This is a genomic window from Gardnerella swidsinskii, assembly GCF_023277705.1.
In the GTDB taxonomy this organism is placed as follows: Bacteria; Actinomycetota; Actinomycetes; order Actinomycetales; family Bifidobacteriaceae; genus Bifidobacterium; species Bifidobacterium swidsinskii.
Window position 1 is genome coordinate 636,211 of record NZ_CP083176.1, and the last position, 13,947, is coordinate 650,157.

A 13,947-nucleotide genomic window follows, 5' to 3' on the forward strand; every position below is an offset into this window, starting at 1 on the left:
TTGGATAAGTTTTATAAATTCTGTAAGTTTTGTAAGGTTTATAAGTTTTGTAAGTTCTATAGTTTTTAGTTATAAGTTTGATAACCCCTATAATTTTTATAAATCACTTACATTGGCTGATTCCCGTGATGCTTTCCAGTTCTGGAAACTCGCTTTTTACTTCGCAAAAGCTTCAATGAGCCAGCAATCATATCGCGAGTCTGCTCCGGGTCAATCATTGCGTCAATCTGACCAGTTTCCAACGAAAGATTTGCGTTAACAGTAGTCACCTCATACTCGTCAACCAGCTGTTTTCTAAGAGCCGCAACGTCTTGCCCACGCTCTTTAGCTTTTTGCAAATCTTTACGATGAATAATATTTACGGCACCTTGCGCACCCAAAACCGCAATCTGGCTGGTTGGCCACGCGTAATTTACGTCCGCACCCATCGACTTGGAACCCATAACGATATAAGCTCCACCGAAAGCTTTGCGCAAAATCACCGTAACCAGCGGAACTTGCGCGTTCGCGTACGCATAAATCACTTTCGCACCTCGGCGAATAATTCCTGCGTGCTCTTGATCTGAACCAGGCTTATAACCAGGAGTATCTACTAGAGTCACCACAGGCAAATTAAACGCGTCGCACAATCGCACAAATCGCGCGACTTTTTCGGAAGAATTTACATCCAAAATACCAGCGTTCACCTTCGGCTGATTTGCTACGATTCCAACAGGATGACCCTCAATGCAAGCAAAACCAACCACTGCAGAAGCAGCATACAATTCCTGCACTTGCACGAACTCACCGTAGTCAACTATTCTGCGAATCACGTCAAGCACATCGTAAGGCTGACGGTCGTTATCCGGCACAATATTCACCAACTCGCGCGCAGTTTCACGATCCGCGCGCGTTGCAGCGTAGGCAAAAGTTGGAGGCTCTACCTCACAGCTAGATGGCAAATAAGCCAAAACTGTGCGCGCGTAGTCGATTGCGTCAGCTTCATCCTCTCCCAAATAGTGAGCGACACCGGAAGTTGCGTTATGCACAAGACCGCCGCCCAAATCGTCCATGCTAATAGCCTCGCCGGTTGCAGCTTTAACAACATCCGGACCAGTTACGAACATATTTGAGTGCTCGCGAGTCATAATAATCAAATCTGTCAATGCAGGGCAATAAACTGCACCACCAGCGCAAGGACCTAGAATAATTGAGATTTGCGGAATCAAGCCGCTCGCTTCGCAAGTTTTTTTGAAGATACGCCCGTATTGCATAAGCGCGCTCACGCCTTCTTGAATGCGAGCGCCGCCGGAATCAATTACGGCAACAACTGGCACGCGAAGTTCAACAGCCATATCTAAAAGATGGCAGATTTTCTCGCCCTCAGCTTTGCCTAAAGTTCCACCGCGCACAGAAAAGTCTTGTGCGTAAACTGCAACTTTTCTGCCATAAACTTCGCCAAAGCCGGTGATTACAGCGCATCCGGCAACGTCGTTATTTATGTCACCGCCGTTAAAACGTCCGATTTCCACGAATGAGCCGGTGTCAAAAAGCAAGTCAAGACGCTCGCGAGCAGTGCTTTTACCTTTTGCGTGCTGACGCTCTAAAGCTTTTTGTTCTGCGTCACGAGCAAGTTGTGCTGCGTGCTGAACTGCAGCTTTCCCGCGACGAGGCTGCAAGTTTGTATCGTCAGCAGAGCTATTAACAGAAGAGTTATTAACTGTTTTCGCTGAAGTTTCAGAGATTTCAGACTTTTCTTTTGCTAAAGTACTCATTTCTGCTCTCCTTCCGGCTTTTCAGAAGACTTTTCAGAAGATTCAGAAGACTTATCTGCGCTCTTATCCGCGCTTTTATCTCCAGCAAGATCAATCGTCACAAGCTTTGCACCCGATTCCACGCCGTCACCAGGACCCACAAAAATTCCAGTAACAGTACCAGCTGCAGGAGCGTAAACGTAATTTTCCATTTTCATAGACTCAAGCACCACAAGCAAATCACCCTTGGCAACCTGCTGACCTTCAGCCACATTCACGCGCGTAATAACAGCTTGCATAGGTGCTGCGATTACGCCAGGAATCTGCTTTTGTTCTTCAGATTTGTGAGTACTTCCGCGAAGCGAACGTCCACGCAAAGGCTGCGAAGCTCTAGAAACGCTACGAACTCGCGCAGAGCCGGTCAAATTGTCAACAATATCTTGCGGAATCGTAAGCTTTACGCGCTTATTATCAACCTCAATAATGAAGGATTCCATTGCAGGCTGCTTATTTTCGGATTCATCCGCAGACTTTCCAGAAACAAGCGAAGCCGGCTGACCGCCCAAAGAAGCTGCAGGAACGCGGTTCAAATACTTGCGTTCCATCCACTTAGTAGACACATCAAAACTGTGATTTTCCGCAGTAAACTCAGGGTCGTTAAAAATCTGCTCAAAAAGTTTCGCAGGAGTTGGCACGCCCTCAATACAAAGTTCCTTCAAAGCGCGACGCACGCGAGCAACAGCAGTTTCGCGACTTTGCGCAGTAATAATAAGCTTGCCCATCATCGAATCGAATTTTGGCGAAATATTATCGCCAACTTCAACGCCAAAATCGACGCGAATACCAGGACCGGAAGGCCACTTTATTTTCGTCAAAGTGCCGGAACTTGGAGTCAAATTCGTAGCAGGATCTTCCGAAGTAATGCGAAGCTCGAAGCTGTGTCCGCGAGGCTCTGGATCCTTAATCAACTCGCCGCCGTCAGCAATATTGAGCTGTTCTCGCACTAAATCAAGTCCACTAACTTCCTCACTAACCGTGTGCTCAACTTGCAATCGCGGATTAACTTCCAAGAAGTAGACTTTATGCTGAGAAGTCACCATATATTCGCACGTGCCAAGACCAACGTAGTCAACAGCTTCAAATAGGTTACGAGAATATCGGTAAAGCTGATCTTTTTCATCGTCAGTCAAGAACGGTGCAGGAGCTTCCTCAACCAGCTTTTGGTTTCGGCGCTGCACCGAGCAATCGCGCGTGGAATATACGGTGAAATTTCCGTGAGCGTCGCGGCCGCACTGTGTTTCAACGTGGCGAGCCTTGTCAATAAAACGCTCAATAAAATATTCGTCTAAGTCGCCGCCCTGCAAAGCGTCGTGATTCATGTAAAAGCCGCGCAACTCGTCGTCGTTACGAACGACTGTAATGCCGCGTCCGCCGCCGCCATCCGTGCGCTTCATCATCACTGGATAGCCGTGAGTTTGCGCAAAAGTTAAAAGTTCTCGAATATCTTTCACAGGCTCCGAAATTCCTGGAACTGGCGGCACTTTCGCGCGAACAGCCACGCGGCGAGCCGTAATCTTATCTCCCAAATCAATAAGCGCTTCCGGGCGCGGACCAATCCAAATAACCCCAGCATCGTTGACCTTCTTAGCAAAAGACGCAACTTCCGAAAGGAAACCATAGCCAGGGTGCACAGCATCCGTGCCGCTTCTTTTAATAATGTCAAGAATCGCATCTTCGTTTAAATAAGTATCGCGATATGTGTCTCCGGAAAGTGCGTACGCTTCGTCTGCCATTTCTACAAACTGCGCGTTGCGATCAGTCGGTGCGTAAATAGCAACGGTAGAAATGCCCATTTCGTGAGCCGTGCGAATAACTCGCAAGGCAATTTCACCGCGGTTTGCGATGAGGATTTTTTTGATATTCGTAACCATACGTTACAAGATATTAGAAAAGTTGCGTTTACGGATGAGTCGACATACACAAAAGCTAGAGCAAAATTTTGTACACTTCTCCAATGCACATGATTTTTATAACACGTAATGTGATTAGCGAAACGGAAAACAACCGGCAAAACCGTTTAATTGACAACCTATTAGCTGCAAACGGCAAACCGGAAATAACCAAAAGAAGGTTTTCATGACCAACATAGATCAAAATAATGCAGCAACAGCATCAGCAAATTCAAACGTTGCAAATAAGTTGAAAGTAGCTGCAGCATGGCTTGCAAAGCCAGCGCTTCTCACTGTGCTTTTGGCTCTTTCTACCATGGCAGGCGCAATTTATCTTCCTATTACTCCTGTGCCTATTACGTTGCAAACTCTTGTTTTGTGCATTATTGGTTTAACGTTGAGCTGGCGAGAAGGCGTAGCTTCTGTAGTTATGTATCTTGCTGTTGGTGCGGCAGGTTTGCCTGTGTTTGCTGGCTTTAAGGGCGGCTGGGCTGTTTTTGTTGGCCCTACTGCAGGATTCTTAGCCGGTTTCATATTTGGCGTTGCCGCAACTGCAGCTTTGAAGCGCGTATTTGACGTAGCTCTTGACGCAATGATGCCAGAAAACTCCTTCAAGAAGACTTTCGCACGCTTCTGCACTTACTCTGTAGCTTCTATAATCGGCACGATCGTGATTTACGCATTCGGCATTTTCGGCCAAAGCTACCTAACTGGCATGCCACTTTCAACTGCCGCCGCAACCTTGATTATCTTCATGATTGGCGATTTGATTAAGGCTTTTGTTGCGAGCGCGGCTTGCTCCGGCTTGTACAACGCACTTAACAAAAAGCGTGCGTAGCAGAAACGTTATATTGCAGAAAAACGGCATTTCCTTTACACGACTGTAAAAGGAATGCCGTTTTGTATAAGATTGCCGCGCACTTGCTCTTTGACTGAGATAACTAGCAAACAGCTGACGCTTGCGCTTTAAGCGCTCGCTGCTGAGCTCAAGCATGTCGTCAGCGCACGCCAATCACAGCCGAATTACTAATGAACTACCACGCGAATCTGCCCTGCCTTCGTCAATCGAGACGAAGGCAGACCTCGCTTGCGTTGAAAGCACACCGTGCTTTCAACTCTAAGCAAGCTCGGCGCTCCGAGTTGCTTTCGCGCGCTGTGCTGCGCTCAAGCATGTCGTCGCGCTTCATACGCAACCGCGTGCACATCGCCACTTTTTACCACAATTTCCTCGCCAGATGCCTCACGAATTGTAAGCGACGCATCTTCTCCAAGCCGCACAGCAGTTCCTGTCACAACGCTTCCATCAACCGGATGCACGTTCACTTTGCGCCCAAGCGTCCAACACACACCATTTACCTCTTTAAGCAAATCGGCAGCGTTACTTGGATAATCACGCATAAAATCGCACAATCTCGTCCTCAATCCAGTAACTATTTTTGCAGCAATCGTATCACGCAATTCTTTAGATTCCGGCAAATCAGTCATATGCATTTGCAACGAAGTTGCCATCTTAATTGGCAGCACTTCTTGCGGCACGCACAAATTCAATCCGATTCCAAAAATTACTCCAACAACATTGTCTTTGCTTGGATCGGCTACAATTTCTGTTAAGATTCCGCCTTCTTTACAATCGTGCAAAAACACGTCGTTAGGCCATTTAAGTTTTATCGCGCAAGCATCACCGTGTATCGGCGAACTTCCGCACTCTTTAAACGTTTCTAGAAGTGCGTCACGAGCTGCAAGCCCTGCAATAATAGGCAGCCAGCCATTGTGACTTGCGTCCATAACAATTGACTTCGGCAGCAACGTTACGAATGAAACTAAAAAGCTTTCTCCCGGCCGACTTACCCACGCACGCCCTAATCGTCCTCTTCCTGCTGTTTGCTCGTATGCCACAATCGCAACTATTGTTGGCTTTCCGTCATCTCGCGCGATTATTTCGCCTTTTTGTATCATTTCTCGCGCAATATTTTGCGTAGAATCTGTAATTGCGAAATATTTTACCAAATCTGCTACTTCTGATGTCTGCGGCATCAATGCCACACTTTGCGAAGAAAAAATAGTCATATGTATAATTTACATCAGATTATATTTTTGCGCGCGTCATTGCATGTTTTGCGCGCAATAGCAAACAAAATAGCTAGGCATCAATTAAGCAGGTGTTAACACATGGAGCGCATACGTCGCAAAACGCAGTACAAGAAGCCGCGCAAATTGCGTGCTGTTGTAGCACGTTTTTTAGATTACACTCTTGCTGCTTTGCTATGCTTTGTACTTGCTTTTTGCACTAGCTTGGGACCAATTTTCCGCAGTCAAGATATTAAAGTTCATTTAGGATCAATCGCTGATTTTTCGTTGGTTAATGCTTTTATTTTCGTTGCTGCCTTCATAATATACGCATTAATACTGACTGCGCTTATTTACTACGGTAAAAATAAAAAGTTTTTGCCTAAATATCAACGTTTTACGAAATTAATAAAGTCAATTGCGTTAAGAAAAAATAGCGAAAATAAAAAACAGTCAAAATTACAAAAATTTACTACTAAACACACTATTTTCCGCAATATTTCGCATTTTCTTTTAAAATTTGCAAAACTATTTTTTAATTGCGCTAAATGGTTCATTAACCACTCCACTCGCAACAGAAGAAACCTACTTCTTACTTTTTTCGTGGGCTGGATTTGGGTTCCAGCTACGTTACTTGCCGCATACGGTGCAGATATATGCTCGCAAATTCGCGAGTACAGTTGGACTTGGAATAAAATTACAGGCTTAGATCAGCCTTATATCGGCTTCTTTAGCTTTGTCCCAATGGATATTTACCCAACTGCGCACTACTTGTGGCCAACTTATCCAACTTATTTAACAAATCAGCACAACATTGTTCTAACTGTTATTTATGGCGCAACAACAGCAGTCTCCAGATACTTTACCGACTCAAACGACGCTGGAATTGTAGTTCTTGCCTTTGCACAATTTGTATTTGCAGCATGGTGCGTTTCTGCAACAGCACACCGCTTCTTAAACAAACCTTGGCTTGATGCAGAATCTAGCTCAACAAATTGCAGCACAACAACTTTTGCAAGATTCGTTATTCTGCTTATGTTTTTACTTAATCCGCTTGTGTTGTGCTCAACTATTGCGCTTACAAAATCTCCGCTTTTTGCGTTCGCTTTTGTTTGGTGGTTTGGTATAAATTACGAGTTAACTAATTGCTATCATGCGAAGGACACTAAAAATACACCTAGCACAAAGCCAAATGCGCAAAAGCCTAGACTTCACACTGTTTTGGAATTAATTGTTTCAGTGTGCGTAATGCTTATTGCTGCAAAATACGCTTGGTATATTCTGGTTGTTCAATTCGTGCTTTTGATTATTTTTGAGCGCAAACGCTGGCGTTTGTGGGTTTGCGGAATTTTGCTTCCAATCGTTGTGATTCACGGCTCGTTAATTATGCTTATTTCGAGCGGTGCTATTATTAGCGGCGATCCTATTGAGAGTCGCGGCATTCAGTTACAACAAATTGCACGTATAGCTAAGCTCGATCCGCATAGCATACCGCGTAGTGCAAAGCGCATTATTGCACCAATTTTTAATCTGGATCAAACTGCAGAAGCATACAAACCTTATGACGCAGACCCTGTGAAATCTTCCGGATTGCAGTCTAAAAAAGTGAGTTATCGTTGGCGATACGTTACTAAAGATAATATTCGTAAATTAGATTTCGCTTGGTGGCAAATGATTACGCATAGTCCACTCGTTGCAACTGACGCTTTTCTTGCGAAGACTTACGGATACTTTGATATTTTTGACCGCCCGTATGTTGGGCCAGAATATTACATAGACACTGACAGCATACACAAATCTGATTGGATTAAATATTGGAATCCTAAGTGGCGAACTAAATTTGCAGAAGATATTAGCACGTTTAGTGATATTCCTGTTTTAAGTTGGCCAATTCACGGAAATACTTTCGTTATTTTTACACTACTTATTGGTGTTGCAGAAATTATTCTTCGCCGTTGGCGCACATTGTTATGGCACATTCCACTTGCCTTGCTGGTTGGAGTTATGATTCTTGCTCCAGCTAATAATTTTGAGCGACACATGCTACCGTTAGCTTTTGTTTTCTGCTTTGTAGCACTTACTTTTTGGCGAGATACTTTTACTCAATCGCGCTATAATAGTAGAGAATGTTAGGATCAAAGGCATAAGATGGACGAGAAGAATACACCTCAGTTTGCGCAAGATAGCAGCGCTGCTTCTTCTGTTATGTCCGAAGAAAATTATGAAGATAAACTTGCAGGAAACAGCTTACTTAGTAACGATTTTCTTTCGATACTAGCAAGCGTACAGGCAGCAGAAAAGCACGCGGAGGATTCTAATATTGCCAATTCTCTTGAAAATCAACAGTTAAACAAAACGCAAGTAAACGCTGTATCAAATGATCAAGAAAGCTCTTCTACAGCAAAGCAATCTAAAGCAGAGCAAGAAAACGAAGAAAAGCACAAACACCACTTGTGGCATCGTCTTTCATCAAATCAAAGTCGTTCGAGTCATTCAAGTCAATCTTCTGAAAATACTAAAGGTAATAATTCACCGAGTTTTACTCCATTGCCCAGCGCGCAAAAATCAACTAGCTCGGAACCGCTTAGAATTTTCGACAATCGTGATGGCCAAGTTTTTGACGCGGCGATGCGCTTGCAATTACACTCGATTATTGCCACGTGTTTAATGAATGGTATTGCAGACGCTCGTATTGACGCTTTCATGCATTTACTTCAATGGTCAGATTCGCCAAAAGTTATTGTTATTGCAGGAACTTTCGGCACTGCAATTAAGCCAGATGACGGACCAAATCGCAAGCCAGCACCAGATATTCCACCTGATAACACTGACACTTTGCGTCGAAATATTTGGCCACAGCTTGGTAGTTGCAATGCGTATGATGCAATAGTTGAGCGCACACAAAGTAGTGCTTTGCAGCGCATTACGGGAGCTTGGCAAAAAACGCAAGCACTGATATCAGCATCTACGAAAAATTCTTCTACTTTTGCAGCGCCTTCTCATATTATTCTGCTTGCTGTGCGCGAAAATCCTAGCGATCAGGCTTTAGAGAAGCTGTGCAAAGTTTTTGAGAATTCTCATAAGACGATTTGTGTTAGCAGCATGGTTGAAGGCGTTGAGCAGATTTCTTCCGCTCTTACTGCTACTCTTGCCGCGATTGCTGTTGCTCCAGCAGTAAAGCATTTGCCGCAAATCATTCACACAGATGATTTGCTTCCAGAACGAGCGCTTATTGGCGATGCCACAGCTTTTGATACTCTTTACAACAAGGTGTATCAAAGTTTGGCTCCTTACAATCATGACGATCCGACTCTGGAAACTATTGACATGTTCTTACGCTTTGGTGGAGCTCTTGACCAAACAGCACACGAACTTAATGTGCATCCAAATACTGTTCGTTACCGTTTACGTAAAGTTGCGCAAACTACAGGATGGGATGCTACGGATCCGCGCGCCGCTTATGTACTGCAAACAGCTATAACAATTGGCAGAATTCGTGATTCGCACTAAGACGAAGTGCACGACAATAAAGACGCGCGGCCTAAACTACTCGCGCGCGTGATGTTTAGACCGGATTTTCTTGCGTAGGCGACCTAAACTACTCACGCACGTGCTGTTTTGGTCGCTTAGACAACGCATAAGTAGAAGTGTGTTACATATCGAAAATGCAGCTCTTACTGCACATCTCCTACTACGCAGCGCTTACCGCAAAAAATTATGAGTTGAATAGTAATCTTTCAAAGAATCTTTAGTAATTTTTTGAACGCATATTGCCGAACTATTAGTAGCATCATAAGCATTCTTCCATGGATCTTCACTATGTGTCATAGCACTCAAATCACTACCAGAATATCCAGCAAACTTTTCGCATACCTTTTCCACAAGAATCTTTTGGACATCTGTTAAAGAATTATCCTGAAGCTTCTCAGTATTGGGAATTACAAGCTCACCTTTACGAATCAAAAACTTCCCACGATGCAATGCAAATAATTCCGGGCAAACAGGACCATTCCTCCATGCCTGAAAATCCTCGTTAAATAACGGATGCCCAGTAGCAGCCAAAGAATACGCTTGCGAATAGTAAGCTAGCTTCTGCAGCTTCATAGTGGTAATAGTTCCAGTAATATCAAGGATGTACGATGCCACGTTAAAGATTGTTGTCATACGCACCTCCCTTTTATAAAACATACAAGTTATATATTATATTCGTATGACGATAATTAGCCGAAAGCAAGCTAACGCAGCTGGCGAAATACTTAAGGAATTGAGAGATCAGCAAAACTCAGAAGAGTATGGCAAGCAGATATCCATCCTCAACACATGGCGCCATCAGCATGAAGAACCAGCACAAATCTTTTTCAAAAAACTTGTTGGAATCATAAATAAGTACCCAGACGCAATGGCTACGTATCGTCTTAAACGCAAAGAATCAATACTTAAAAAGTTATACCGCAGCAATGGAAATTTTGAGCTTGGTGCAATAGATGACATTGCAGGGTGTAGGGCGATTGTAAATTCTGTGAGTGAAGTTTACAAAGTTTATGATGAAATTCTTAATCTTAAAGAAGCTGGGGAAATCGATATTAAGAAAACGAAAGACTATATAAAAAATCCAGAAGAATCCGGATACAGGTCACTGCACGTAATCGTAAAACAAACATTAAACCAAGAAAAAAATAGATAGACAATATAGGATTGAACTACAAATACGAACCAAGCTTCAACACTATTGGTCAACAGCAGTAGAAGCTATGAGTGAGATAGATAATGTAGAATACAAAGATCCTACTTTGATAAGTGAAGGTAATACTCGAATACAATCTTGCTTACAATTCTTCAAAGTAATCTCTAAGTTATTTGATTGCTGTGAAAATGATGATGATTCTTGCAGTGAGTCTAAGAAAAAACTCGCAAATTCAGTGCGGACAAACAATGATTTTAAAGAAATTATTGAAGATCTTAAAGCTGCGCGCAATAGTGTAACTATTAATATGCAAAAAAATAGTACACAAGGCGGCGAAGGGCTTTACCTATTGGAGTTATCGCGAGAAACGCAAGAATTAACCATACATTCATACACTATGGATTGTGTAGAAAAAGCCATAACGAATTATAACAGCAAAGAAAATAGCAGCATAAACGGTGAAGATAACAAAATTCAGGATGCAGAAATCGATAACAGTAGTGTAAATAAAAACTTAACAGTTAATAAGTCAAGTGCTCAAACATCAGATATAACTGACTTGAACAGCGTACTTATTTATGCACAAAACGAAGAACAGCTAAACGATACTTACCCTAATTACTTATATAACATAGAAAAATTCATTGAAAAAGTAGAAGAACTTATTAATTAATCAATGAATGAATGAAAATTGGGATAATAATCATGAATTCTTATTCACCTGTGTGTTATCTTCGCAGTCAAATATATTCTTTATGCATGATGAGATGGTATTCTGCTTACTTTGAAAAAGATTACATACAATAATGAAAATAACAGATAAAATAATAAACCTGTAAAATCCTAACCACATATGTTCTGTAATAATTTCATTATTTGGCAATTTTGTACCACCACTAACATTGGAGCAATCATAAATCCAATTTAATAATTCTGATAAATACTCAGAAAGTTTCAAAGATAAATACAACATTGCTTCAAAAACTACTGCCATAATATTAATGACAATCAATTTATATTTATTACTATCTGAATCTTCTATTTTTATATCAAATATCCCTTTACATAGAATCTGTAAATTTTCCAATTTAAGCAAAAATACAATGCATGCTGTTATTAAAGTAACTACAGGCCAATTAGACTCATTTATAAATCCCAAAAGTGTAATAAATATTGATAGGCCAAAAATCAATGATTTTTGCTTTTCCAAAAAAATTCTAACGCTTCTATATATTAAAAGACATAATGGTATAAACCATAGAATGAACATTGCTAGCGATTTATAACATTCTGGCAAACCCTTAGTTGTATCATAATAAATATATGCAGAAATACAAAAATATAGATAAACCTGGATAGAAGGTATTAAAAATAGAACTTTATTGTTCTTAAATTTTAAATAAATAAGAAACAATAAAAGTAATATTAAGTACACTACACAAATATTAATAATAGAATATGTTTGCTTTGAGTCTTGAATATTATCACTAACAACTGCAGCTATTGTAATACACAGTAAAAACGCAAATAATATAATTAAAAGCGCGCGTGCCACTAATGTGCAATTCCTAAGACTGTTAAAAAAGGAATATAATTTATCTTTTAAATTAAGCATTTCAAACCCGCTTTTAGTAAGTGCAATATCTGCGTACTACAATGACAACGCAATTAACTTTGTCATAATTGACTTATTCATTAATGGAAACTTTGTTATTAATTCTCACAAATTGTATATCTTCTATTTCAAAATAATATTTAACCTTTTTCTTCATTTTCTTTATAAGACACGAAATTTTTTCTTTATCAATCGACTCCGACTGCATATCATCTTTACTAATTAAATCTTTCACCATAATGTGACTACCCCATTGTCGAGCACCTGGATTTACTTGTTTAGCTTCCGCTAATATCGATTCTTTATATTCCACACAAATATTACTAACTGTAAAATTAATCTTATTAGTAAATACAACTTCAATAGTCTTATATCTAAGCGTCCCACCATGCCCTGCAATAGTTTTTCCAGGATTTAATCTAAACGCACAGCTCTGTGCAACTTTTAATAACCTATCCCTACGTTTCTTCTCATATATCTCTTGTTTTTCAATATCGCTTGCAACTTGTAGTCCAGCAAATATTAACGCACCCCCTGCAAAAATACCACTAACCCATTCACCAATCGCAGAAACCCATTGCGCTGCAGTATCATCCCAGTGAAAACAAATAGCAGCTATTACCAATACCAACGAAGCAATTAAAATCATAAATCCAAAAACAACAAATACAGCAAAATAACGAATACGCAATTTATCAACCTTCATACAATAACTATACGCCAACACAATTTATATAATCAATAGGAAGAATTGTTCACTTAAGAGGTTATAGGCCAGTAAATAAAAAATCGGGCGACGCATAAATGCATCGCCCGCAAAACTTTCGTTTTCAAATCGTATTTAATAAGTTACTATGCTTACTGTACATCATGCACAATCTCTTTACACATACGAAAAAGGACTTGGAGACTGATGCCCCTAGTAGCACCAAACCCAAGCCCTTTAACAAAACCGACTCGTTTCCCTAACAAACAAGCCAGCCAAACACTCAACAGTCACGCCCCCGAAAACCAGCGCACAACACTACCGTGAAGAAAGAGATTTGGCAAAACAGTAGAATCATGCAAAAGCCCGAAAGCAAACCCGCCACAAAACACTAAACAGCATTCGCAGCACGTTGAGTGAAAGATTTAACAAGTGAGCGCACCATACTCACGTACGGCACGCTCACAAATCATTAAACAATCAACACACTTAATGTGCTAAAAGCTTAGTGACGGATCTTGCGAAGAGCAGCACCCATGCCAGCAAGCACAGAAGCAGCAACAGCAGCCAAAGCTACAGCAGCACCGGTCTTAGCCAATGGAGCAGCCTTCTTATCAGACTTCTTGTCAGACTTCTTGTCAGACTTCTTGTCGTTAGCCTTGTCATCAACCTTCTGACCATGACGCTTGAGGTAGTCAGCGACAGCTTTGCACTCGAGAGAATCTTCACCGTAAAGCTTCACACACTTCTTGTAATCCGTGTCCATATTGCCAAATGGAGTATGCTCATACTTATCTTTCTCGTCAGCCGCAACCTTAGCAGCCTTCTCAGCATTCAAACGATCAGCAAGAGCACCAGGGTCCTCAGTCTCATATTGCCAATTATCATCCTTCTCATCCTGAGCAGCAGGCTTATTCTCTGCAGGCTTATTCTCTGCAGGCTTATTCTCTGCAGGCTTATTCTCTGCAGGAGGGTTCTGTGCACCAGCACCTGGTTCTTCTGCCATTGCTGGGGCGGCGAAAGCCAAGCCGGAAACGAGGGTGGCGCCAGCAGCGAGTGCGGCGATAGCCTTCTTATTCAACATAATATTTTCCTTTCTTCTTCTCCTTCACGCCAAACGCGCGAAGAAAAAATTAACATTCACAACTTAAGTTTTGTGAATAACTACCAGCGCAGAATATCCAGCCGGAAGC

The 13,947-nt window shown here is 41.7% G+C and carries 12 protein-coding genes; 5 read left to right on the plus strand and 7 right to left on the minus strand.

The features are described 5' to 3' along the window. Positions 1 to 107: 107 nt before the first annotated feature. Together K9E37_RS02415 and K9E37_RS02420 are read right to left on the minus strand one after the other, a co-directional pair. The gene (locus K9E37_RS02415; RefSeq protein ID WP_012914467.1) at positions 108 to 1,754 is read right to left on the minus strand and encodes an acyl-CoA carboxylase subunit beta; all 1,647 of its coding nucleotides are present in this window, start codon (positions 1,752 to 1,754) and stop codon (positions 108 to 110) included. Beyond that, positions 1,751 to 3,664: an ATP-binding protein gene (locus K9E37_RS02420; protein WP_004109191.1), complete on the minus strand. Its 1,914-nt coding sequence runs from the start codon at positions 3,662 to 3,664 to the stop codon at positions 1,751 to 1,753. The genes K9E37_RS02415 and K9E37_RS02420 overlap by 4 nt, the downstream gene beginning before the upstream one ends. Positions 3,665 to 3,869: 205 nt before the next feature. Here K9E37_RS02420 and K9E37_RS02425 point away from each other — a divergent pair, with 205 nt between their 5' ends. Further along, positions 3,870 to 4,520 carry a biotin transporter BioY gene (locus K9E37_RS02425; protein ID WP_012914468.1) on the plus strand — a complete coding sequence of 217 codons (651 nt, stop codon included), beginning with the start codon at positions 3,870 to 3,872 and terminating at the stop codon, positions 4,518 to 4,520. Positions 4,521 to 4,846: 326 nt separating this feature from the next. Here K9E37_RS02425 and K9E37_RS02430 read toward each other — a convergent pair whose 3' ends face one another. After that, the gene (locus K9E37_RS02430) at positions 4,847 to 5,749 is read right to left on the minus strand and encodes a biotin--[acetyl-CoA-carboxylase] ligase (RefSeq protein ID WP_012914469.1); all 903 of its coding nucleotides are present in this window, start codon (positions 5,747 to 5,749) and stop codon (positions 4,847 to 4,849) included. Between the two features lie 102 nt (positions 5,750 to 5,851). Here K9E37_RS02430 and K9E37_RS02435 point away from each other — a divergent pair, with 102 nt between their 5' ends. Then, positions 5,852 to 7,882 carry a DUF6020 family protein gene (locus tag K9E37_RS02435; RefSeq protein ID WP_012914470.1) on the plus strand — a complete coding sequence of 677 codons (2,031 nt, stop codon included), beginning with the start codon at positions 5,852 to 5,854 and terminating at the stop codon, positions 7,880 to 7,882. A 15-nt stretch (positions 7,883 to 7,897) separates the two neighbouring features. Continuing rightward, complete coding sequence (locus K9E37_RS02440) at positions 7,898 to 9,259, plus strand: PucR family transcriptional regulator (protein ID WP_004109186.1); 1,362 nt, start codon at positions 7,898 to 7,900, stop codon at positions 9,257 to 9,259. A 192-nt stretch (positions 9,260 to 9,451) separates the two neighbouring features. Here K9E37_RS02440 and K9E37_RS02445 read toward each other — a convergent pair whose 3' ends face one another. Then, on the minus strand, positions 9,452 to 9,913 hold the full coding sequence (locus tag K9E37_RS02445) for a Panacea domain-containing protein (protein WP_012914471.1): 462 nt from the start codon (positions 9,911 to 9,913) through the stop codon (positions 9,452 to 9,454). 46 nt (positions 9,914 to 9,959) lie between these two features. Between K9E37_RS02445 and K9E37_RS02450 the strand changes: the two genes are divergently transcribed. Both K9E37_RS02450 and K9E37_RS02455 read left to right on the plus strand, forming a co-directional pair. Then, a complete protein-coding gene (locus tag K9E37_RS02450; RefSeq protein WP_219705471.1) occupies positions 9,960 to 10,433 on the plus strand; it encodes a RelA/SpoT domain-containing protein in 474 nt (157 codons plus the stop codon). Between the two features lie 67 nt (positions 10,434 to 10,500). Further along, complete coding sequence (locus K9E37_RS02455; RefSeq protein ID WP_012914472.1) at positions 10,501 to 11,106, plus strand: hypothetical protein; 606 nt, start codon at positions 10,501 to 10,503, stop codon at positions 11,104 to 11,106. Between the two features lie 30 nt (positions 11,107 to 11,136). On the opposite strand, the gene K9E37_RS02460 is transcribed toward K9E37_RS02455, so the two are convergent. The 3 genes from K9E37_RS02460 to K9E37_RS02470 all read right to left on the minus strand — a co-directional run bounded on the left by K9E37_RS02460 (position 11,137) and on the right by K9E37_RS02470 (position 13,838). Further along, positions 11,137 to 11,643: a hypothetical protein gene (locus tag K9E37_RS02460; RefSeq protein WP_219705468.1), complete on the minus strand. Its 507-nt coding sequence runs from the start codon at positions 11,641 to 11,643 to the stop codon at positions 11,137 to 11,139. A gap of 478 nt (positions 11,644 to 12,121) precedes the next feature. Further along, positions 12,122 to 12,754 (minus strand): hypothetical protein, encoded by a 633-nt coding sequence (locus K9E37_RS02465; protein WP_116994979.1) that lies wholly within the window; start codon positions 12,752 to 12,754, stop codon positions 12,122 to 12,124. 505 nt (positions 12,755 to 13,259) lie between these two features. Next, positions 13,260 to 13,838, minus strand: coding sequence for a peptidase (locus tag K9E37_RS02470; protein ID WP_248893520.1), 579 nt, complete (start codon positions 13,836 to 13,838; stop codon positions 13,260 to 13,262). Positions 13,839 to 13,947 lie beyond the last annotated feature (109 nt).

Bases quoted from the DNA above. Each gene is read 5' to 3' on its own strand.
- K9E37_RS02415 (WP_012914467.1), bottom strand. From the start codon at position 1,754: ATGAGTACTTTAGCAAAAGAAAAGTCTGAAATCTCTGAAACTTCAGCG.
- K9E37_RS02420 (WP_004109191.1), bottom strand. From the start codon at position 3,664: ATGGTTACGAATATCAAAAAAATCCTCATCGCAAACCGCGGTGAAATT.
- K9E37_RS02425 (WP_012914468.1), top strand. From the start codon at position 3,870: ATGACCAACATAGATCAAAATAATGCAGCAACAGCATCAGCAAATTCA.
- K9E37_RS02430 (WP_012914469.1), bottom strand. From the start codon at position 5,749: ATGACTATTTTTTCTTCGCAAAGTGTGGCATTGATGCCGCAGACATCA.
- K9E37_RS02435 (WP_012914470.1), top strand. From the start codon at position 5,852: ATGGAGCGCATACGTCGCAAAACGCAGTACAAGAAGCCGCGCAAATTG.
- K9E37_RS02440 (WP_004109186.1), top strand. From the start codon at position 7,898: ATGGACGAGAAGAATACACCTCAGTTTGCGCAAGATAGCAGCGCTGCT.
- K9E37_RS02445 (WP_012914471.1), bottom strand. From the start codon at position 9,913: ATGACAACAATCTTTAACGTGGCATCGTACATCCTTGATATTACTGGA.
- K9E37_RS02450 (WP_219705471.1), top strand. From the start codon at position 9,960: ATGACGATAATTAGCCGAAAGCAAGCTAACGCAGCTGGCGAAATACTT.
- K9E37_RS02455 (WP_012914472.1), top strand. From the start codon at position 10,501: ATGAGTGAGATAGATAATGTAGAATACAAAGATCCTACTTTGATAAGT.
- K9E37_RS02465 (WP_116994979.1), bottom strand. From the start codon at position 12,754: ATGAAGGTTGATAAATTGCGTATTCGTTATTTTGCTGTATTTGTTGTT.
- K9E37_RS02470 (WP_248893520.1), bottom strand. From the start codon at position 13,838: ATGTTGAATAAGAAGGCTATCGCCGCACTCGCTGCTGGCGCCACCCTC.